Origin of the sequence: Tenacibaculum sp. (assembly GCF_050290165.1) — a bacterium.
Classification (GTDB): domain Bacteria; phylum Bacteroidota; class Bacteroidia; order Flavobacteriales; family Flavobacteriaceae; genus Polaribacter.
In genome coordinates this window covers 414,184-434,584 of the sequence record NZ_JBNKHD010000002.1, presented here as the reverse complement: position 1 = coordinate 434,584, position 20,401 = coordinate 414,184, and the positions used below count along the sequence as shown (strand labels likewise).

19 protein-coding genes are annotated in these 20,401 nt (G+C 33.3%); 9 read left to right on the top strand and 10 right to left on the bottom strand.

The window, feature by feature from the left end:
- Positions 1–48 precede the first annotated feature (48 nt).
- Positions 49–1,236 carry a tRNA 2-thiouridine(34) synthase MnmA gene (gene mnmA / locus ACQY6M_RS04085; protein WP_428740530.1) on the top strand — a complete coding sequence of 396 codons (1,188 nt, stop codon included), beginning with the start codon at positions 49–51 and terminating at the stop codon, positions 1,234–1,236.
- Positions 1,237–1,321: 85 nt separating this feature from the next.
- The gene (locus ACQY6M_RS04080; protein ID WP_428740529.1) at positions 1,322–2,263 is read left to right on the top strand and encodes an NAD(P)H-dependent flavin oxidoreductase; all 942 of its coding nucleotides are present in this window, start codon (positions 1,322–1,324) and stop codon (positions 2,261–2,263) included.
- A gap of 405 nt (positions 2,264–2,668) precedes the next feature.
- Here the strand turns inward: ACQY6M_RS04080 and ACQY6M_RS04075 are convergent, their stop codons facing one another.
- The 3 genes from ACQY6M_RS04075 to hutI form a co-directional block, all read right to left on the bottom strand.
- Positions 2,669–3,676: a formimidoylglutamase gene (locus ACQY6M_RS04075; protein ID WP_428740528.1), complete on the bottom strand. Its 1,008-nt coding sequence runs from the start codon at positions 3,674–3,676 to the stop codon at positions 2,669–2,671.
- Between the two features lie 40 nt (positions 3,677–3,716).
- A complete protein-coding gene (locus ACQY6M_RS04070) occupies positions 3,717–4,019 on the bottom strand; it encodes a GIY-YIG nuclease family protein (RefSeq protein WP_133535570.1) in 303 nt (100 codons plus the stop codon).
- Positions 4,020–4,085: 66 nt separating this feature from the next.
- A complete protein-coding gene (gene hutI / locus ACQY6M_RS04065; RefSeq protein ID WP_428740527.1) occupies positions 4,086–5,318 on the bottom strand; it encodes an imidazolonepropionase in 1,233 nt (410 codons plus the stop codon).
- A gap of 49 nt (positions 5,319–5,367) precedes the next feature.
- Here hutI and ACQY6M_RS04060 point away from each other — a divergent pair, with 49 nt between their 5' ends.
- Positions 5,368–5,793, top strand: a complete 426-nt coding sequence (locus ACQY6M_RS04060) for a DUF3995 domain-containing protein (protein WP_428740526.1) — start codon at positions 5,368–5,370, stop codon at positions 5,791–5,793.
- A gap of 101 nt (positions 5,794–5,894) precedes the next feature.
- Here the strand turns inward: ACQY6M_RS04060 and ACQY6M_RS04055 are convergent, their stop codons facing one another.
- The gene (locus ACQY6M_RS04055; RefSeq protein ID WP_428744917.1) at positions 5,895–6,146 is read right to left on the bottom strand and encodes a hypothetical protein; all 252 of its coding nucleotides are present in this window, start codon (positions 6,144–6,146) and stop codon (positions 5,895–5,897) included.
- A gap of 258 nt (positions 6,147–6,404) precedes the next feature.
- Here ACQY6M_RS04055 and ACQY6M_RS04050 point away from each other — a divergent pair, with 258 nt between their 5' ends.
- Positions 6,405–7,811: a glycosyl hydrolase family 18 protein gene (locus tag ACQY6M_RS04050; protein ID WP_428740525.1), complete on the top strand. Its 1,407-nt coding sequence runs from the start codon at positions 6,405–6,407 to the stop codon at positions 7,809–7,811.
- 257 nt (positions 7,812–8,068) lie between these two features.
- Here the strand turns inward: ACQY6M_RS04050 and ACQY6M_RS04045 are convergent, their stop codons facing one another.
- Both ACQY6M_RS04045 and ACQY6M_RS04040 read right to left on the bottom strand, forming a co-directional pair.
- Positions 8,069–9,103, bottom strand: a complete 1,035-nt coding sequence (locus ACQY6M_RS04045) for an alpha/beta hydrolase family protein (RefSeq protein ID WP_428740524.1) — start codon at positions 9,101–9,103, stop codon at positions 8,069–8,071.
- An 88-nt stretch (positions 9,104–9,191) separates the two neighbouring features.
- Positions 9,192–9,746, bottom strand: a complete 555-nt coding sequence (locus tag ACQY6M_RS04040; protein ID WP_428740523.1) for a GNAT family N-acetyltransferase — start codon at positions 9,744–9,746, stop codon at positions 9,192–9,194.
- Between the two features lie 473 nt (positions 9,747–10,219).
- On the opposite strand from ACQY6M_RS04040, the gene ACQY6M_RS04035 reads away from it, so the two are divergent.
- Positions 10,220–10,432: an SHOCT domain-containing protein gene (locus ACQY6M_RS04035; protein ID WP_428740522.1), complete on the top strand. Its 213-nt coding sequence runs from the start codon at positions 10,220–10,222 to the stop codon at positions 10,430–10,432.
- 113 nt (positions 10,433–10,545) lie between these two features.
- Here ACQY6M_RS04035 and ACQY6M_RS04030 read toward each other — a convergent pair whose 3' ends face one another.
- Positions 10,546–11,049 carry a YybH family protein gene (locus ACQY6M_RS04030; protein WP_428740521.1) on the bottom strand — a complete coding sequence of 168 codons (504 nt, stop codon included), beginning with the start codon at positions 11,047–11,049 and terminating at the stop codon, positions 10,546–10,548.
- A 410-nt stretch (positions 11,050–11,459) separates the two neighbouring features.
- Between ACQY6M_RS04030 and ACQY6M_RS04025 the strand changes: the two genes are divergently transcribed.
- The gene (locus tag ACQY6M_RS04025) at positions 11,460–12,899 is read left to right on the top strand and encodes a hypothetical protein (RefSeq protein ID WP_428740520.1); all 1,440 of its coding nucleotides are present in this window, start codon (positions 11,460–11,462) and stop codon (positions 12,897–12,899) included.
- A 53-nt stretch (positions 12,900–12,952) separates the two neighbouring features.
- Here the strand turns inward: ACQY6M_RS04025 and ACQY6M_RS04020 are convergent, their stop codons facing one another.
- The 3 genes from ACQY6M_RS04020 to ACQY6M_RS04010 form a co-directional block, all read right to left on the bottom strand.
- On the bottom strand, positions 12,953–13,426 hold the full coding sequence (locus ACQY6M_RS04020; RefSeq protein ID WP_428740519.1) for a nucleoside deaminase: 474 nt from the start codon (positions 13,424–13,426) through the stop codon (positions 12,953–12,955).
- Between the two features lie 71 nt (positions 13,427–13,497).
- Positions 13,498–14,637, bottom strand: a complete 1,140-nt coding sequence (locus ACQY6M_RS04015) for an NAD(P)/FAD-dependent oxidoreductase (protein WP_428740518.1) — start codon at positions 14,635–14,637, stop codon at positions 13,498–13,500.
- 10 nt (positions 14,638–14,647) lie between these two features.
- Positions 14,648–17,836, bottom strand: coding sequence for a LodA/GoxA family CTQ-dependent oxidase (locus tag ACQY6M_RS04010; RefSeq protein ID WP_428740517.1), 3,189 nt, complete (start codon positions 17,834–17,836; stop codon positions 14,648–14,650).
- Between the two features lie 415 nt (positions 17,837–18,251).
- Between ACQY6M_RS04010 and tssD the strand changes: the two genes are divergently transcribed.
- Genes tssD through ACQY6M_RS03995 form a run of 3 tightly spaced genes read left to right on the top strand, consistent with a single transcriptional unit; the run spans position 18,252 to position 20,384 of the window.
- Positions 18,252–18,740 carry a type VI secretion system tube protein TssD gene (gene tssD / locus ACQY6M_RS04005; RefSeq protein ID WP_428740516.1) on the top strand — a complete coding sequence of 163 codons (489 nt, stop codon included), beginning with the start codon at positions 18,252–18,254 and terminating at the stop codon, positions 18,738–18,740.
- Position 18,741: 1 nt separating this feature from the next.
- Positions 18,742–20,031: a hypothetical protein gene (locus tag ACQY6M_RS04000; RefSeq protein WP_428740515.1), complete on the top strand. Its 1,290-nt coding sequence runs from the start codon at positions 18,742–18,744 to the stop codon at positions 20,029–20,031.
- Positions 20,028–20,384 carry a hypothetical protein gene (locus ACQY6M_RS03995; protein ID WP_428740514.1) on the top strand — a complete coding sequence of 119 codons (357 nt, stop codon included), beginning with the start codon at positions 20,028–20,030 and terminating at the stop codon, positions 20,382–20,384. The genes ACQY6M_RS04000 and ACQY6M_RS03995 overlap by 4 nt, the downstream gene beginning before the upstream one ends.
- The last annotated feature ends 17 nt before the right edge of the window (positions 20,385–20,401 follow it).

The window sequence follows — 20,401 nt, the reverse complement described above, 5'->3', positions numbered from 1 at the left end:
AATAAAAACGTTTATTATTTCGTAAATTTGCAGCTTCAAAAGTAGAAAATGAAAAGAGTAGTAGTAGGACTTTCAGGAGGTGTAGATAGTAGTGTAACAGCTTATTTACTAAAAGAACAAGGATATGAAGTTATTGGGCTGTTTATGAAAAACTGGCATGATGATTCGGTAACTATATCTAATGAATGTCCGTGGTTAGAAGATAGCAATGATGCAATGATTGTTGCAGAAAAATTAGGAATTCCTTTTCAAACAGTAGACTTAAGTGAACAATACAAAGAACGTATTGTTGACTACATGTTCAACGAATATGAAAAAGGACGTACTCCAAATCCTGATGTATTATGTAATCGTGAAATTAAATTTGATGTGTTTATGGACATCGCATTAAGCTTAGGAGCAGATTACGTAGCTACAGGTCATTATTGTAGAAAAGCTGAAGAAATTATTGATGGAAAACCTGTATATAAATTACTAGCAGGAAAGGATACCAATAAAGACCAGTCGTATTTCTTATGTCAGTTATCACAAGAACAATTGTCAAAAGCATTGTTTCCAATAGGTGAGTTGACAAAACCTGAGGTTAGAGAAATAGCAAAAGAAGCGGATTTAATTACGGCCGATAAAAAAGATAGTCAGGGATTATGTTTTATAGGAAAAGTAAGACTTCCTGATTTTTTACAACAGAAACTACAACCAAAAGAAGGAGCAATTGTTCAGATTCCTACAAATTTTGAGCAATACAATCGTTCTGTTCCAAAATTTGAGAATAAAGAAGCTGAGTTAGCTTATTTTTCGACAAAGTTTTCATACACAAAAGAAGATGGTAAAGTAGTAGGAAAACATCAAGGAGCACATTATTTTACCAAAGGACAGCGTAAAGGGCTAGCAGTTGGAGGAACCAAAGAACCTCTATTTGTTATAGAAACAGACGTTGATACGAATGTTATTTATACAGGTGAAGGGAAGAATCATCAAGGATTGTATCGTAATGTGTTATTTGTATCAAACGAAGAATTGCATTGGGTACGCGAAGATTTAGCTTTACAAACAGGTGATTCCATGGAAGTAAAAGCACGTATTCGTTACCGTCAATCTTTAGAAAAAGCAATTTTATATAAAGTGGAAAATGGCTTATATGTGGAGTTTGAAAACCCACAATCAGCTATTCAAGAAGGACAATTTGTAGCTTGGTATATAAATGAGGAGTTGTTAGGTTCGGGAGTGATTTCGTAAATAATCAACACAAAAAAGCACAAAAAAACCTCGATTTTTTCGAGGTTTTTTTGTGCTTGCTATTTAATGATTGTACATTTACGCAATGCAAAATAAAATTACCAAACTATTTAATATACAGTATCCAATTATTCAAGGAGGAATGATTTGGGTTAGTGGCTGGAGGTTGGCTTCAGCAGTATCAAATGCAGGTGGATTAGGTTTAATAGGTTCGGGGTCTATGTACCCAGAAGTATTGCGTGAACATATTCAAAAATGTAAAAAAGCAACCAATAAACCTTTTGGAGTCAATGTACCTATGTTATATCCTGAGATTGAAAAAATCATGGATATCATTGTAGAAGAAGGGGTGAAAATAGTGTTCACTTCTGCAGGGAATCCAAAAACATGGACTTCTTTTCTAAAAGAAAAAGGAATTACAGTGGTGCATGTAGTAAGTTCGGTAAAATTTGCATTAAAAGCAGAAGCTGCTGGTGTAGATGCTGTTGTGTGTGAAGGTTTTGAAGCAGGAGGTCATAACGGACGTGAAGAAACTACGACGTTTACGTTAATTCCTATGGTTAAAGAACAAGTGAAGATTCCTGTAATAGCAGCAGGAGGTATCGGATCGGGTAGAGGGATGCTAGCGGCAATGGTATTAGGTGCAGATGGAGTACAAATAGGAAGTCGTTTTGCAGCTACCGAAGAATCTTCGGCACATGAGAATTTTAAACAAACAATTGTAGATGTAAAAGAAGGAGATACGCATTTAACACTAAAAGAAATAGCACCTGTACGTTTGGTAAAAAATAAATTTTATGAAGAAGTGCAAGAGTTATATCAAAAACAAGGGCCAACAATAGAACAGTTAAAGGAATTGTTAGGGCGTGCTCGTGCTAAACGTGGTATGTTTGAAGGAAATTTAGAGGATGGAGAGTTAGAAATTGGTCAGGTTGCAGGATTAATTCATGAAATTAAACCAGCGAAAGAAGTGTTAGACTCTATTATTGAAGAGTATCAAGAAGTGAAAAAAAAGCAGTTGTTTTAATCGCAGAGCAATAGTCAAAACTTTAATATAAATTGTCATTCCGAAAGAGGTATGGGGAGGAATCTTATGAAGGAGAGTTTTATATAAGCATGTTTTTATCGTCATAACGACGCGGTTATCTTTTTAAAAGGAGTTTAATATTCTTTTCCTTGATGAAAAGAACCAAAAATCAAGACTTATAATAAAATCGTAAGAATTAATGCCATTTCGAACCGAGTGAAACGAGGTGTGAGAAAACTTAAGAAAATGAGTAACTTACTTCAATGAGATTTCTCCCTTCGATCGAAATGACATATTTGTTTCTAGTATTTCTTACGTCATTACGAGGAGGTCACGACGAAGTAATCTGTTTATTTAGAACTCAAAATATAAAGATTGCTTCACTATGTTCGCAATGACGGATACTTAATTACTTTTCGCCTTTATAAAATCAGAGATTAAGTAACTGATATATTTTCCAACTTGTCCGTTAGCAATTTCATCTTTAATCACAGCAGGTGCGCCTTCGCAAATATGTAAATAGGAAGCGTTTGGTAATTTTCCAAAAGAATGTGTAAATCGACGCGCTTGTTGTGGGGTAAATCCACTTGGAGTCATGGCACTACTTGGGAAATGTTGAATACAATCCAAATCGATTTCAATTCCGAAAGCTGTATTTTTTATAAAATTTTCAGCACGTTGTAATTCTCCTTCAAAAGAAGTAGATTGATATACCTCTAATTCTTCAAACGTATTGTATTCTAGGTTGAGGTTGTCGTGAATCATCTCAAAAATATACTGAGGTGTATAATTTTCATGCAATCCAAACATAAAGTACTTATCAATAAAACCTTCATGTAAAGCATACGAAAATCCATTACCACTATGTCGTTCTTCTAAACGACGTAAATCGGTATGGGCATCTAGATTAATCACATTTACAGGTTGTTTTTTTGCTAGCGAAAGTCCTTTAATGTTTCCATAAGCATTGTTGTGCCCTCCACCAATAATAATTGGAGTTTTGCCGCTTTCTACAATGAGTTTGATAAGGTTTGAGAGTTCTTTATCTATCGATTTTACCAATAAATCGCCTCTTTCTCTATCAGAAACATCAAAATTATAGACATCATCTAAACAGTCTAAATAACCTAAAACTAAGATATCATTTCCGTCGATGAATTGATTTTGTTGGGTATTTAAAAAAGACTTTAAGGCAGGAATAAAAGCAGTGTGTGCACCACCGTTTCCACCGTTCATACGAACGCCAATATCTTCTGGAACTCCTAGAATAACAAAAGTAGCAGTTGAGTTTTCAAGCTCCTTTTCTAATTTTTTTTTCGAGTCGATAACCGCAACGCATTCTCCTAATTTTGTTTCTCCTTCACGAGGAGCTACAAACCCTTGTATATCTTTTTCGTTGAATATTGTTAGCATATTGTTATATTGTCATTCCTGCGTAGGCAGGAATCTTTTGTTAGTTATACCAGTTTTTAGCTAAATCGTCCCAATTAGGATTCTCTTTAACGACTAAGTTTATTTTCCATGCTCTTTTCCACTTTTTCATGTTTTTCTCTCTTTTTATAGCTTCCTCAATAAATTGGTGTTCTTCAAAGTAAATCAATTTATCTAGGTTATATTTTGAAGAAAAACCTTTTATAAGTTTGTTTTTATGCTCAAAGATTCTTCTTTCAAGGTTGTTAGTAACACCAATATATAAAACACCATCTTTTTTATTAGTGATGATATAAATATAATATTGATGATTAGTTTTATGCATTTTAATACCCTCTAAGAGATTCCTACCTACGCAGGAATGACAAGCGTTTATCCTTAGTTTGGTTTATTACATTTCTTTCCCATTAATAAATACTGAATCGATTAAATTACTTCCAAAGGAATAAGGTAAAAATCCGTAAGAAGGAATTTCTTTTGTAAGAATTAAATTCGCTTTCTTTCCTTTAGTAATACTTCCAACTTCATCAGATAAATTCATAGCATAAGCTCCGTTAATCGTTGCTGCATTAATCGCTTCTTCTGGCGTCATTTTCATTTTAATACAAGCCGTTGCTACGACAAAATTCATATTTCCAGAAGGAGTTGATCCTGGGTTGTAATCAGTAGCTAAAGCAAGAGGTAATCCAGCTTTGATAATATCACGAGCAGGTGTGTACGGAATACTTAAAAAGTACGAACACGATGGTAATGCCACAGGCATAGTTTGTGTTCCTTTCAACGCTTCAATATCCTCAGGATTCATTACTTCTAAATGATCTACCGACAGCGCATTGTGCTTTATACTTACCTGAACTCCACCAATGGTAGTAAACTGATTTACGTGTACTTTTGGAGTTAATCCGTATTGTTGCGCAGCGGTTAAAATTCTATCGGTATCTTCTACCGAGAAATACCCAGTTTCACAGAAAGCATCTACAAAATCAGCTAAATTATCTTCAGCAACCTTAGGCAACATTTCTTCAATAATTAAATTGATATATCCTTCTTTGTTGTTTTTATATTCAGTAGGGAAAGCATGTGCTCCTAAAAAAGTAGCTTTGATAGGAATGTTATAGTTCTCACGTAGTTTTTTAATAACACGTAACATTTTCAATTCTGCGGCAACGGTTAAACCATAGCCAGATTTTATTTCAACTGCACCTGTACCTAAAGCAATGACTTCTTCTAATCGTTTTGCCGATTGTTGATACAACTCTTCTTCAGAGGTTTCTTGTAGTTTTTTTGCGGAGTTTACAATACCTCCACCACGGTTGGCTATTTCTTCATAACTTAATCCGTTAATTCTATCCACAAACTCTTGTTCACGATTGCCTGCATACACAATATGCGTGTGTGAATCGCACCAAGTAGGTAAGATCATTTTACCTGTACAATCGATTGTTTTATCGGCCGAATTTGGCGCTTTCTTCATGCTTCCATAATCAATAATAACATCATTTTCAACTAATAAAAAAGCATTTTTAATGGTAGGTAAAATGTTCATTTCAGCTCCCGATACTTTTTTAGTTGTGGTCTCTCTTACTTGAATTAATTCTTTGATGTTTATGAATAAAGTTGTCATGTTGAATGCTTAAATTTGTTAGACAAACTTACGGTAAAAACTACAAATTATGATACATTTTTTAGGAGTGATGTGCGTTTTAATACTCTTTTTTATCTCGTTAATTCACGTTTATTGGGCTTTTGGTGGAACTTTATGGGTAGATGCTGTAATACCAACTAAAACAGCAAATGAAAAAGCAATGAATCCGCCTAAACTACTAACTTTTGTAGTGGCGATGGTTATCAGTGGTTTTGCTGTTGTGTATGCAGAAAAAATACAGTTATTTACGTTAGGTTCAATGCCTACATGGTTACAAGAGTATGGCCTTTATGTTGTAGCCAGTATTTTTCTCATTAGAGCTATAGGAGACTTTAAGTATGTAGGCTTTTTTAAGAAAGTTAAAGCGACAGAGTTTGCCATAAACGATACCAAGTATTTTTCTCCATTATGTTTGTTTTTAGGAGTAGTTGGGTTGTTGATAGCGTTTTCGTAAATAGTTTTGTACTAGCAATTATTTTATACATTATTGTAGCTAGCCTTTATTCCTTTATCAGTTTAAACAATTCAAAAGTATCAGCTTTTGGTTGATATTTATTACGCAATCTTTATATCAATATCCAATAGTTTTTGCTTTAACTCTTTCATAGTTCCTTTATATTCCCAATACATTACTCTATCATGAGAAGATTTTACTAAAATATATTTTTCGCTAATTGATTGTATACGATCTATAGAGATAATTTTTTTCATATAATCAGTTTCATTGAAAACCTCTTCAATTTCTTTATTTTTATTATCGTACCCATGAACAACGATGCCTAATTTCACTTCTATTTCTATAAACATTATAATAATTTTTATCCTCCCAAATATAAAAAATAACACAAGAAGATAAGTCAACATTGTAAAAACAAAAAAGCTATAAAAAGAATAGTTTTATATTTTTTATAGAGTTGTACAACAGTTAGTTGGGTGTAGTTTTTTTTCTTTTAGGTATGTGATTTGTGTTTTTGTGATTGATTATCAGGTGCTTGTGGTCTTTTTCCGCAATCTGGTTTATTAATTCCTCAACTTTATAATAGCAAATAATTAAATATAAATATTATGAAAACTTCTCAACTACCTTATGGAATTAATGCTTGGATATTTTTAAATGAAGATGAACCGCCAAAAACGAACTATAATAGCCCAGACAGTTGCTTCCAATCGCTTATTAAATACAAAGTGTACAACAGCGTAACATCTCTTGGTATCGCCTTTTTTGAAGTGGTTCCAGCTGCCAAAGGTTCCACCATCCAAATTGGTAATGCATCTCACCAAGGTGGACTTACGAATCAAGATTATTTGAACTCTGTATTGAGAGATGCACGTCAAGTGAATCCAAATATTAAGTTTTTAGCAACCATGGTTTATTCGGGAGAAAACACGCTAGCATCAATTTTTTCTCCAGGTGGAAACGAACAAGAAGAGGCTACTAATTTTGCAAATAATTTGGTAGTCTATTTAAAAGATAATGGAATGAACGGATTGGATGTTGACTGGGAAGGGAATGTATCTACGAGCATGACTCAATCTCAATTTAAAATCTTGTTTTCTACGATTCGTTCAGTGTTTGATCAGCAACCAGTAAAATATTATTTGTCGTTCACTCCTGCATGGCCAACGAGTTCGATAGATTATCCAACGGTAAATAGCGCATTCGATTTTGTATCACCACAGTTTTACGATGGTATGCCATTATCTAGCTTTATAAATGCTGGAATATCGCCAGAAAAAATTGGTTATGGAGCACAATTTGAACCAGGAAATTCAGCACCTAACTCTAGTGCTCAACAAGTTTGGAATCGAGTTTCTGAAGGATTTACTAATAACGGTACTTCTTACGATTATCAAGATATTTTTATGTGGCGTTTGAATTCTGGAAACTTTCAGTTTGAGCAAGCTCAGTTTATGATTCTTAATCAGCTAGCGAATCCATTAACAACTAATACATTTGATGATACTCCAATAGCAGGAGCTGCGGGTAATCCAAGTATCACCCAAATGACAATTCGTTCGGGGAATGTACTTGATGCTATTCAGACCGTGAATACGGGAACTGGACCTTATAATACAGGTACTCAGAATAGAAATACAGGAGTGTTTACTTTGCCACAACATGGTGGAAATAGTGGAACATCTCAAACGATAAATATTCCTCAAACCGATCCAATTGTAGCTGTTTCTGGTTATACAGGTATGTGGTATGGTTGGCAATGTGTATTACAAATAACTTTAACAGGCAAAAGTGGAGTTACTTATGGACCATACGGAACGATGAATGGTTCAGTTATGCAAACACCTTTTAAACAGTCTGCTGAGGCAGGACAAAGTTTAGTAGCATTTAAAGGATCTACCGTAACAGTTCCGTTGGCAGGTGGTAGCCATACAGAAATTATTGCGAGTTTAAGTGCTGTCTTTGCGGAGCCTTTTGCAACTCAGAAATTGAACGAAAAGACACTTTCTCTTTAAGGTACTTTAATAGAAACAATAATATAGGCTATGTGCCATTTTAATGGCAAATAGCCTATATGTTTTAACGCATCCTAAGAGAGGAAACCCTAAGCAACACCAAACAAAAAAATAAAGAATACCATGTTTGCTAAAAATGATACTACGTATTTTTCTCCATTATGTTTATTTTTAGGTGTGGTTGGGTCGTTGATAGAGTTTTTGAGGTAGGCGAGAATTAGCAATTACTTATAGCTATTGTTGTGTTTAGCGTTATTTTATAATTTTTCTTTAAACCAAGTGATAAGTAACGCATTCAGTTCGTCTTTTTTATTAGAAAATGCATGATCTGTCTTAAATTTTTTTAGAGTAAAATCATAATTTATACTGGTTAATTTTTGGGCTATTCTATCAGCATGATTCGGTTTAACTCTTTCGTCTTCAGTTCCACAAAGAATAAGTAAACTAGCATTTTTATCTAATTTATCTGCCCAATATATAACTGAACGTTTTTTTAATTCTTCTGTTTTGTTTTCTTTATAATTAGGAATGAGCTCAGCGCAAACCTCTGTTTCCATCTCAGGTCTATCTATAATTAATTCAGATAAATCTGATGGACCATTTCCTACAACGGCAGTAGTAATTAGATTTGATTTTTTTAGCGCTAAATAGGTCATCATTCCTCCTCTAGACCAGCCAAACATACCAATACGGTTTGGGTCCGCTTTTTCAACATCTTTTGTAGTCTCGGTTAAATTCAAAACATCATTAATATCTTCTCCACCAAACTCATCATTTTCTCTATAACAACTTGCAATTAATATATAACCTTCCTTTACTAATTTCGATGTGCCATAAACCAAACTGTATAGTGTCTTAGCTTTAGCAACTTTTCCAATTTCCTTATTTCCTCCACGATTAAATATTATGACAGGGAACTTACCTTCCTTTTTTGGCTCGGCAATTATACCATTAACCAATAAAGAATCACTTTTATAAGTTATAGAGAAAAAATTTATATCATTTAAATGTTTAAAATTATCTATTAGCGTATCATTTTTAGCAACTTTATTCCAAAGTGGTTTTATTTCTGATAGATTGATTAACTTTTTAGATAGGATTTGACCTTGTTTTAATCTTTTTGCTTCTTGAATATCTGTTGGTTTTATTTCAATTCCTAAAACAGTACTATTTAGAGATTCCATAGCAGTGTATGAGTTGTAGTACTTTTTTGATATTAAAAATCCGACATAGAGGCTTCCTATTATAATTAATATGCCTATGATTTTAGCAAATAGTTTAATTTTTCTCATGTATTATGTTTTACCATAAGACTGACTGGCTTTCCTTTTGTTACAAGCAGTTTTTATAACTATAGTGATTGGTATGTAATTATCATTGTTATATTGTTGCTACAGGAATTTCTTTATTTAGAAGCCCATAATATTGCAAGTCAACAATCTCACCCGATGTTGTTCTATAGTCCATTCGAATAACACCTTCTTTTTCAAAACCGCAGTTTTTTGCAAGTGCTAAAGCAGCTTTGTTTGAATAATGGGTACGCAGAAAAATCTTTTTGAATTCAAAATACTCAAAGCAATATTTAAGAAATAATTTCATGGTTTTGGAGGTGAGACCTGTACCAGCTAATTTTTGATCTGTATAGCATCCTATTTCTGCTTTAGGAATAGACCAATCTATGTTTTTAAGGTCTATAAAAGCAACAAGTTCATTGGTGTTATGTGCTTCCAGAACAAAAGGATAATAACTTTTTTGATCTCTCTTTTCAATGATTTCTTTTAAAAATAATTCAGTAGCATTGATATCTTGAGTACGAGAAACAGTGCCTGTAAAAAAATCTTCAAGCCTTTTTCGATTGCGTTCTACTAAATTAAAATACGCATGTAGGTCGTTGATTTCTAAAGGTCTGAGGGTGTAGTTTTCAAAGCTGATCATTGGGCATTTGTATAAATGTTATGTGTTATTTTTTACTTTATAAATAAGGTAATCAAACCTATTAATATTTTAAATGAATTCAAAGAGTAAATAGTAATTACCGAACATTTTAGAAGTATAAAAACTATTGATTAATTTTTAGCTGTGTAGCTAGTTAAGGGGAATTATTTTAATAGAAATTGATTTTCATTTTGAACTAAATTAAATATTATTGTTTATAAAGTGTTGAAAATAAAAGGTATAAATTTGTATCTTAGTAAGAGCTTAGTTATGTAACAATCAATCGAGTATTAAACTAATGATTGATTGAATGAGTTATAAGAGTGCTAAAAAATGTTATAAAATTTAAAAGTTATGATGTATTTATGGATTATTTCAGTCTTAATTATCCTTTTAGCACTTTGGTATGCAAAAAGAGATAAGTAAAAAAATTATAAAAGGGAGTTTACTTTTATATATAAAATTCAATAAGCATGCATTATCATGACGGTCATTTTTGGGGTATGCACTTTGTATGGTGGGGTATTTGGATAGTTGTAGGAGTCTGTTTCTTTATTTTTTATAGTTCATTTTTTCAGGTAACCAAAAAAGAATCTCCGATGGATATTCTTAAAAGACGTTTTGCTGAGGGAGAAATAACTAAAGAAGAATATGAAGAAGCAAAAAAAGTACTCAAATCTAAATAACACAATTAAAGAATAAGCTTTGTAGTTAATAATTAAAAAACAACGACTACTACCTTTCTTTTATTGGTAGTAGTGCGTTGTATAAATGTTAAAAGTCTTTTAAAGATGTTTAGCTATTCAATAGGCATATCTGAATTGAATATATCTCTGTGCAAAAGCCACTTACCATTTTCTTTCACCCATAGTACAAGATATTTTCCTTCATCAGCCACTTTATCGCCTGAGTATAAGGTATATGTGCCTTCTTCAGTAACTAGATTTTTGACTCCCCAAACATCAATAGTGGTAAGGTCAAGGTTAGTAAAATCTGAATTCATGAATCCATAAAAAGTTGATTGTATACTTGGTCGTCCAATTATAGCTGGAGCGCCATTCATCATAAATTTACCTTCTTCTGAATATAAGTTGGCTAGTCCTACAGAATCTTTAGCAGCAAAAAAATCAGAATAAGCTTTGTTAGCAGCTTCTATTTCAGTTTTGGCTGTATTCAAATCAAAGGCAGGTTTGTCATTTGTGCTTTCTGTGTCTTTTGCTGGTTTATTGTTACAGCTTGTAATAAAAAGAACAAGGAATAAGGTTAAAGTAAGTTTTATTGAAAAGTTAGCTAGCTTTTTCATGGTGAGATAATTAATTAATGCCTACTCTAGCTGGTTTTCGGCTTCCCCAAAAATTAATTGAAGGGATTTAGACACAACAAGGTACAAAAAAATTAAACACACAAGTACATGTTTAGGTTGTAAAGTGTTGTTTTGTAGTGTTTTATTTTGTCTGAATAAAGAGGAGGTAAATAATCTATAAGATGTTTGGGCTAAAACTCTTGGTTTTTATGTGCTTTTTAATCTAAGAGGAAATTTATTTATAGAGATTTTTAGTTAAAGAATATCCAATAAAATCAAAGAAAATAAGAGAATCTTTTAATCCTCATATTTCTTTTTTTATTCTCAAAAAAAGGACACTTATAACTTTTTTAAGGATAAGTGCCAAAAAAACAATAAATTGGTAGTACCAACTTAAAAACTTTAAAATAATGAAACTAACACTTAAGCCCCTCGTACTAATTGTACTTAGTATAAGTGTTTTTTACTCGTGTAAAAACAAAGAAAAATCAAATGAAGAAAAAGGAAAAGTAGCAGAATATAATATTGCTGTTAACGATACTTTATGTTCTAGTTCCTGGTTTCCGCATAGTCAAACTCCACCTCCTAAAGAAGGAGTAGGGAGTCCGTTTGATACCACAAGTACAACCAATGCGATTTTTCATCAATGGTCATGGCAAAAATTTTTATGGGTAACTAAGCCTATTAAGGAAACCAAGTTACCGTTGTTTTTGAGCAACAGATCAATCCACCAGGTTACTTCAGAAATGGAATTGGTTAAACAACAAGAAGGAGCTGCTGTGGTATTAATCGATACCGCACAAGCAGGACGTGATTCGGCGGTATTAACAACCAATCCAGCATACAATGCTAACAATACTTCTGAAACGGTGTTTTATTCGATACACACGAGTGATATTATGAAAAAAGCAGCCGATAAGTTTAAAGATTCAATTCTTGCAGGAATGTTAGATAAAAACAATTTATCGTCTTTCCCAGTAGGTTCGTTAGAGTTAAAAGTCTCTTGGGTAGCTACAAGTGCTATAGCAAGTGATAAGGTAGCGAATTATTTTACCACTACAGCTGCTGTGAGTAGAGATGGGAAAAATTATACGAATACTGAAGTAGCTTTACTTGGAATGCATGTGGTAGGTGTTGTTGAAAATCATCCAGAATTTATTTGGGCTACTTTTGAACACGAAGATTTAGCACCAAACTATGATTGGAAAAAGAACGAAGCTTCGTCTACTGCAAATAAATTAGTATTTGCTGAAGGAAGTACTACAGGAATTGACGGGATTGTTTGGAATACAAGTACCAACAGTGCTAAACTACCTAACAAAGCTTTTGATTTATTTCAATATGGAGTACCTAGAGACAGTATTGGAGGGTTTATGGCTACCTGCCAGCAAGAACCTCTTAATTATGATAATGTGAGAGATATTAATGCTTGTGTAAAAGAGAATTTAAAAGATGTTTTTAGACATTATTTTTATAACGGTTCTCTCTGGATTGATACAGATGGTTTAACACCAGAAGAGCAAGCAACATTACTTGTAGATGAAGGAGGAAATATAGATAAGGCTACTCCAGGTTCTGTGGCAAGAGGATCTTTAAATAATGCCAATGTTACTATGGAAACTTTTACACAGACGTTTCAGAGTGATATATCAGAAATAAATGTAAACAATTTGGCAAATTGTTTTAGTTGCCACAATGCAATTAGTTATAGTGGAGACAAATCGCCTATTTACATAAGTCATATTTTTGATGCGTTTGTGAATGTGTCAAAAGGAAGAACGAAAAACGAAGTTGAATTGATGAAAGCGAAACAAGAAGTAGAACAGTTTATGAAAAAACAGCTTCAATAAAAACAATCATCTATTGAATAAAAAATCCCTTGTAATTATTACAAGGGATTTTTTTAATATTCAATTTTATCTTCTTTATCAGACCATTTTTGAAAAGGCTCTAAAGCAATATCTCTTCCAATTTGTTCAAACGGAATACTTCTTTCCTCGTAAGGCAATGGTATTTCCTTGTAAATAAACTCATCATCAAAACCTATATCTGCGGCATCTTGTTGGTTGCTTCCATAAAATACTTTGTCTGGACGAGCCCAATAAATAGCTCCCAAGCACATAGGACACGGTTCGCAAGAAGTATATATGATACATCCTTCTAATTGAAACGATTCTAGATTTTTACAGGCATCACGAATAGCTGTTACTTCTGCATGTGCCGTTGGGTCATTAGTTGAAGTTACTTTATTATTACCTCTACCAATAATCTCTCCATCTTTAACAATAATACAACCAAAAGGACCACCTTCGTTGTTTTGCATTCCTCTTAAAGCTGCTTTAACAGCTTCACTCATATATTCTTCGTGTTTCTTCATTTTCGTACTTTTAAATAAAACGGGAAGGCAAAATTAAGAGATTTCTTTCTTTTGAAAGCCTTTTTGAAGTATTAAATATTGTTTTGTCGTCTTTTCCAAAAAGGAGCATCTTTCCATCTGGTTTCTGTGGTATAAAAAAAGTTTTTATGTTGGATGTAGTGATTCCAAACCTGGTTTATTTGATGATTATATACTGCATTGAATTGCTCTAATTTTTCAGAGTCTAAATCTTCGATAAAATTAAAATTGCGAAGTAACTTTTGAACTTGCATAGCATTTGCCATGGCATTGAACATTCCTTGTGAAGAAAGAGGATCGAAGCTAAGCGCAGCATCACCTAAAGCGATCCACTGTTTACCAGCTACTTGCTCTAAACGAGTTGAATTTGCACTTGTGGTTCCGTGGAATTTGATATTTGCTTTGTTACTTTCAATTAAAGGCTGAATAAGTTTGTATTCTTTGGCAAAGGGTAAAAAAGTATCTAAATGTTTAAATGTATTTCTATTCACTAAATCGGTATCTGTTTGAAAAGCAACAATTCTTTGATTGTTAGGTGTAACTGAACTATACCACCAACCTAATTCATCAGAAATAATAGTACTCATAGTATTTTCTTGTGTATTTGGTAAACTCATCCAGCAAGATATAAGGTTGTCGTACTGTAACCGTTTAATGCCTAAGCTTTTTGCAAAATGAGACTGTTTACCAGTTGCATCAATTACAAACTTTGTATAAATAGTATGTGTAATTCTGTTTTTTACATTATCGGATTTTGTAATTATTTTCCAGTAATTATCTTCATAAGAGCTAGTAAAAAGTCGTGTTCCCCAAATGCAGTTAACACCTCTTTCTGTGGCAACAGTTCTTAAATAATGTTCAAAGTTTTTCCTGTTTAGGTTCTTAGAAAAGCCATCGGGGTTCCTCATATGGTCAACAATTTGAAGTTGATTGCTTCCCCAGTAAGATTGCATTCCTAAATTATTACGAAATATGCTTTGTTTTACGGCATCCGATTCATTTTCTAATAGGTTCAACTCTTTTAAAATACGTTGCGCAGCAGGCGCTAGCGATTCTCCAATTCTATCAACAGGCTCTAGTTGTTTATCTAGGAGTGTAACGTTGTAGTCTTTTACCAAAGAAATGGCGGCAATGCAACCTGCAATGCCACCACCTAAAATTAGTATGTCAGTAGTACTATTATATTCTTTCAATACTTATGAATTATTTAGGAATGTACCTTGAAAAACGAGTCACCTTTTCTGGAATACCAACTTCCACTCTTTTAGGAGCTGCTTCTTGATGTGAATCGGATTTTTTCATAGCATGTAGTTTAGAAGCAATTAAATGTATAGTTTTAATAACATTTGGTGTTGCTTTAAAATCTTTTACTAATTCATCTTCTGTTAAGGTTAATAAACTACGTTTAGCATCTTCCAATATAAATTGTTCAGTTAATAAATTATCGTGTGATAGTTTTTCTACAGCTATGTCTATTGTGTTTTGAACTCCTTTCTTCAATGTATGTTTAGCAGTTAAAACACCTTGCAACTCTTGTATAGTAGCTTTTAATAATGTAGCTTCTTGCTCTGGAGTTGGAGTGATTCCCACTTGCATTTCTTCAGGGAAATTAGGGTCGTGGGGAACTCCAGGACGTTTTTGAACTACAGCTAACTTATCAAAATACTTAATCATACTATTAATTTGATTGGTATAGGTAGCAGCTTCACCATCCAAGGGAAGATTGTCTAACCAATCAGAACGGAAATTAAAGGCTTGAATACGGGTTTCCTCTGATAAATTAGGATCCATAGTTTCTTTGTAACGTTCCTCATTTAAGATATTGTTAGGCACTCTTGCAGGCCAAAACGTTGGTAAATACGGATCGTATTCACTTGTATATCCATCTCTACAACTTGCTGTATCCGTTTGCCAAGGAATAGCCATCCAACGAGTGATACTTCCAGCGACTTGTCCTCCTAAAATAGGACCCTTTGCCAATGGTAATACATCGTTATTCATTATTGGCCCATAATACGTGGTATTAACAGGCGGTGTTTTAGGTGCATGTTTAATTCTAAAAGGAGCCATGTACATTCCTGATGAACGCATAGGCCATGTCATTTCACAACCAGGGTGAAAAGCATCAGCCAAACAAAACTCCATGGCAGCTTTAGTTAGCATATCAGGTTGTTCAGCAATAGGAAGTTCATCTATTGTAGGTGGTTTTGGAATGTGAGGGCATCCAGCCATATCTACATAATCAGTTTCAAAATCTCCTCGTACCCATTGGTCTAAAAATTCTAATTGCAAACCAGATAAAGTAGCATGTTGACGTACAGAACCCGTAGTAGGAATACTAATCGCATCCCCATACAACCAAGGCCATAATTGAGGTGCTTCTGCTCCTGAAACTTCTAAGCGACGGAAATTGTTTGAAATAGTTCTTCGCATTTCCATATAAGCAGGAGATGGATTTCCTAATCGTTTAATCCATTCATTGGTGGTATAATTAAACTGTCCACCAAAACCAAAAGCTCCAGCAAAACCAGCATTTACCCATTGTAAATCAGTCATACGTTGGAAGATTGGTAAAATATCTTTGGTAAAAGATGGTCTTACAGGACGTACCAACATTTTAGATTTTACAGCAACATCACGCATTAAATCCCACATAGTACGTACCGATTTTTGCATCGGTGCATAGTCTGGTGGAGCACAAATAACCCAAGCTGGGTCTACTTTTAATTTTGTTCCATTGTATTCAACTTCTGCGGTTACAGGACCGTCAGAAATGTCATCGTACCAACCTTCGTTATTTGCAAATGTAATAGCGATATCACCATTGATGTTTTCCGATTTTCCGTGACCGCCTAACATGATTAAACGTCCTTTTTCATCGGTACGCATTTCTCCTAAGTACACTTTTTTTGAAAGAAACTCTCCTTCAAAGAAAGGGCCTTCGGTAACATTGGTTCCAGTAATGGATTTTGCACCACCGTCTATTAATAAAGAGTTACGATCTTTTACATCAATATTTCGTAGCATAGAAGGAGGCATATCAGCAGCTTCAGGAATATCTAAAGCAATGTTGAATTGATACCAAGACGATTTTTGATTGGCTAAATGACTATGCCACGTGATTTTTGCATTTTCAGCCGTTAATTCCTTTACTGCTTTTCCTGCAGCATTAAATCCGTAAATTCTAAACTGTGCTGCCTGCCTTTTTAAGGCACCTGTTTTATCGCGATATGCATACGGGTCGGTTTGTGGTTCAGGATTGTCGACTAGCGGACCAATGAAATATTCGTATTCACTATTTCCTACACGCATGACACCAATAGGAGGGTAGATACCCGCTTTTACAATACAGTCGCTATTTTCATCGGTGTTTCCTTCAAACTGAGGATTGATTTCTTTAGGTTCTTGTAACTGCTGTCCGTTTGCTTGGTGTCGCGCTTCAGCACTTGCCGCATATACCACTTTTCTAGCTTGCGCAATAGAACCTAAAGGCTCATGTTGAGGTAAGGTTCTCCAAATATTGAAAGCTAAATTACTTCCAAACTCTGCTTGCCCAATGCTAGCTACGTCTTGTTGAGGTAAATGTAATTTAGCAATACAGATATACGGACTTTCTTCCGTACTCCAAACTACCTGTGCATCATCTAACGGCATGGTAGCATCATTGGTACGTAGTTGTATTTCGAAACGGAAAGTAGCCTCTTTGGTTAACAAACGTTGCTGTAAGTCGATACCTAAGTAATTGTTATCATTAAAAAGAGTTCCTTTATAGGTGTCTTCAGGAACTAAACGATATTTTACAATTTGAGAATTGCCTAACTTAAAAGGAAGAATTGCCCAGTAGCTGGCACTTAGTACACTAGCTTCTTCTTTGGTCATTGCCTTTAAAATACTAGCTAATTCTGGGTGCTTTGCTATGTATGAATCATAATCGTGGTCAATAACACCAGCAGTCGTAAAACTACACATCTGTTGTGCATCACGTGCAAAAAAACGATCGATGTTTTGAAAAATAAAATCAGCATTGGTACCATCTCCTAATAATTTAGGTCCATTTACACCAAAGAGTTTTAAGCCTACTCCTAAGGTAGAATGTAAATCGGGTGAAGCAGGGGTGGTATCACTTGAAAAACGAACGGCACATTCGTAAGTATCACCAGCAAAAATTCCAATTTTGAATTTTTCTTCTATGTCTTTGTTTACAACTAAACGACCGTAGGCGATACCATGTTGTTTTCTAAATACCGCTCTTTCTGCAGGCTGTTGCCCGTTTTCAATGCGTGTTTTTTGCCCCATTTCTACAAACATTTCTTTTAAACGTTGCGTAACTTGGGTAATGTCTCCATCGCAGTTCCAGCATGATGAAGATTGATCTTGTAAGGGTTTTGTCATTGTTTGGTTAGTTAGGGTTTGACAATTTTTGTTTAATATGTAGTTGAATTCCTTTAAAAATATGAAATAAAAAGTAAAGTGATTTTTAAAAAATCATGAACGTTTTGTTTTTGAGTATAAAAGCGGAATAATGTTCAGTAGACAAAGTAGTGAAGAATTCAAGTATTTATAAGTTAGTACATACTGTTTATCTTGGTATAAAATAAAGTATATGAATTGTAATTCTGAATGAGGTGTAGAGAAGAATCCAATCATTAAAAAATGATAACTCTTGTATATCTGTAAGTTATTTGTATATTCAACTCCAGAAAAAAAAGAAAAAGTAATTTTTACCTAATTCCTCTTATTTTTTACAGAAGGATATTAAAACAATTAAGAAGGTAAAAATTTAATAATAATTATAAATTATAAAGCTATGAAAGAAAAAGGGAAAACTTTTTTATTAATCAATAATAGGGAGATTGAAGTATTGGCTTACGACTTTGATTTTAACAAAAATATTGATACTTCAGGAAAACCAACTAATTCCACTGAGTTTACAGGTCTTGATATTGACATTGAATCTACACAAAATACAGACTTAGAAGAATGGGCGAGTAGGGAGAACTCAATAAAACAAATAGAGTTAAAAATATACTATCCGTACTTAAAAGGAGGTTCAAAAACAATGACTTTCTTTGATTGTTATTTAACAAAATTTGAAACCATATTTTCAGCCAATGACAATAAGTCTATGTTAGATCGGTTAACTATTAAATGTGCAGGGGTAAAAATGCCTAATTCATCTCTTGAATACTCCTCTTATTGGAGAAAAACATCTTCTAATACTTCTGGGGATAAGTCTAATAATAAGACAACTTCAAATAGCAGTACAAACTTTAGTGTAACTCCTAAATTATCATAATATGCCAAGTTTTGTACCTTTAGGAATTGCTGATTATGGCGGAAATAAAGAAAGAGGTTTTGTACAGTTTACTTACCAAGTAGCTGACAATAACGCTAAAGAGCTAACCATGCAAATTCGAGATGGAAGTAATGTTATTTACGAAGAAAAAATAACCGATGCTGATAAGTTAAAGCAAGGAGAGCATATTTGGAAATGGGATGGATTTGATAGTGGAGGAATTTTAGATACTGCTAAACTAACACAATACGAGAATTTAAACCTATATACTATTGGAGTAGATAACTCAAATAACTACAGCAGAAAAAAGTTAGATTTTAGTATGCGTTACGATGAGGTAAAGTGGGTAGATGTAAAGGTTGATAAAAACTCTAAAAGAATAGATGTTACATTACGTGTTAACCTAAAAGATGGAGGAGCAAAAGGGGTAGAGTGTTATGAAAAGGATATTGACCCCGACCCAAAACTTAGAGTTCCTATGGAAGTGTGTCCGTGGGATAAAATACCAGAAGAAGCATTATCATATTATGGTAAGTCTCCTATTAAGAGTAGATCAGAGAGATTTAGCTTTAAAGAACTAAAAAAAATGGCTTTAGAAGGTATTAATAAGTATTGGAGTAGACACAGTAATAACATAGGGAAAGGTGTAAATATAAATGGAGAATTTTATGAACTTTATGTAAACTCCATAAATGAGACTAACCCAAGGTTAAGCCTTGATGATGTTCCTTTAATTTATAATACAAATAACCCTTGGTCTCGTTCTGGAAATACAGGGGGTAGTTACGATGATAATAATTTTGATGATGAATTCATGGGGTTATTACCTGACGGTCTTGTACAGAGGATTTCTTTTAATGTAGGGTATATTCAATATAGTGATTGGAAAGATTTGAATGAGTCTCATTCATTGTATAAATTAAAAGGATGGCAATATTATGACGAAAACAAAGAAGAGCAAGAGTTTATGTATACATCAGCACATGAATTAGGTCATGAAATACTTCAAGCTTTTTCTAATACAATTAATTCTTGGCAACATAAAGGAAGTTCTTATTATTTACCTCAAGATACTAAACCAGTAGGGAAAGAATCCTTTAAAGAAAAATATATCAATATAGATTATATGAAGGAGTCCAAAGGAGAGAACTATCCATTCGATAAGAATAAAGAAATTGATTTAATGAAATATTATAATAATGATCCTTATAGGTATGATTACAGTAGGATTATGGCAAATGAAAAAGATATTTTAGGATTACTTTGGTTAACAAAACTAGAAATAAAATGAAAAAACTAATTATTCTCTTCAGTCTAATTTTTTTAGTAAGTTGTACTAATCATGTAAATGTGAAGATTAAAGGACATGTTACTACGAGTAATGACTATAAAATAAAAAAAATTGAAGTTGGTCAAAAAATAGTACACTCTCCAATGAGTTCCAGTTATTCAAAAATACTAGATTTAAAGTTAACAAAGGATGGTTATTTTGAATTTGAAATTCAAAGAAAGGAAATGAAAGGAGACAGTAATTTTGCTATTATATTTAAAGAGGAAGGATATGAAACGGAATATAAGTTTGTAGATATAAGAAAAGAGAAAGAAATTGATTTAGGTACAGTTCTTCTAAAATTAAAAGAATAATATTAATGTGGTATGAA

Excerpts from the sequence above, each read along its gene's own strand:
- ACQY6M_RS04050 (WP_428740525.1), top strand. The coding sequence starts at position 6,405 with ATGAAAACTTCTCAACTACCTTATGGAATTAATGCTTGGATATTTTTA.
- ACQY6M_RS03995 (WP_428740514.1), top strand. The coding sequence starts at position 20,028 with ATGAAAAAACTAATTATTCTCTTCAGTCTAATTTTTTTAGTAAGTTGT.
- ACQY6M_RS04070 (WP_133535570.1), bottom strand. The coding sequence starts at position 4,019 with ATGCATAAAACTAATCATCAATATTATATTTATATCATCACTAATAAA.
- ACQY6M_RS04025 (WP_428740520.1), top strand. The coding sequence starts at position 11,460 with ATGAAACTAACACTTAAGCCCCTCGTACTAATTGTACTTAGTATAAGT.
- ACQY6M_RS04075 (WP_428740528.1), bottom strand. The coding sequence starts at position 3,676 with ATGCTAACAATATTCAACGAAAAAGATATACAAGGGTTTGTAGCTCCT.
- tssD (WP_428740516.1), top strand. The coding sequence starts at position 18,252 with ATGAAAGAAAAAGGGAAAACTTTTTTATTAATCAATAATAGGGAGATT.
- ACQY6M_RS04010 (WP_428740517.1), bottom strand. The coding sequence starts at position 17,836 with ATGACAAAACCCTTACAAGATCAATCTTCATCATGCTGGAACTGCGAT.
- ACQY6M_RS04030 (WP_428740521.1), bottom strand. The coding sequence starts at position 11,049 with ATGAAAAAGCTAGCTAACTTTTCAATAAAACTTACTTTAACCTTATTC.
- ACQY6M_RS04035 (WP_428740522.1), top strand. The coding sequence starts at position 10,220 with ATGCATTATCATGACGGTCATTTTTGGGGTATGCACTTTGTATGGTGG.
- ACQY6M_RS04055 (WP_428744917.1), bottom strand. The coding sequence starts at position 6,146 with ATGTTTATAGAAATAGAAGTGAAATTAGGCATCGTTGTTCATGGGTAC.
- hutI (WP_428740527.1), bottom strand. The coding sequence starts at position 5,318 with ATGACAACTTTATTCATAAACATCAAAGAATTAATTCAAGTAAGAGAG.
- ACQY6M_RS04000 (WP_428740515.1), top strand. The coding sequence starts at position 18,742 with ATGCCAAGTTTTGTACCTTTAGGAATTGCTGATTATGGCGGAAATAAA.
- ACQY6M_RS04080 (WP_428740529.1), top strand. The coding sequence starts at position 1,322 with ATGCAAAATAAAATTACCAAACTATTTAATATACAGTATCCAATTATT.
- ACQY6M_RS04020 (WP_428740519.1), bottom strand. The coding sequence starts at position 13,426 with ATGAAGAAACACGAAGAATATATGAGTGAAGCTGTTAAAGCAGCTTTA.
- mnmA (WP_428740530.1), top strand. The coding sequence starts at position 49 with ATGAAAAGAGTAGTAGTAGGACTTTCAGGAGGTGTAGATAGTAGTGTA.
- ACQY6M_RS04040 (WP_428740523.1), bottom strand. The coding sequence starts at position 9,746 with ATGATCAGCTTTGAAAACTACACCCTCAGACCTTTAGAAATCAACGAC.
- ACQY6M_RS04045 (WP_428740524.1), bottom strand. The coding sequence starts at position 9,103 with ATGAGAAAAATTAAACTATTTGCTAAAATCATAGGCATATTAATTATA.
- ACQY6M_RS04060 (WP_428740526.1), top strand. The coding sequence starts at position 5,368 with ATGATACATTTTTTAGGAGTGATGTGCGTTTTAATACTCTTTTTTATC.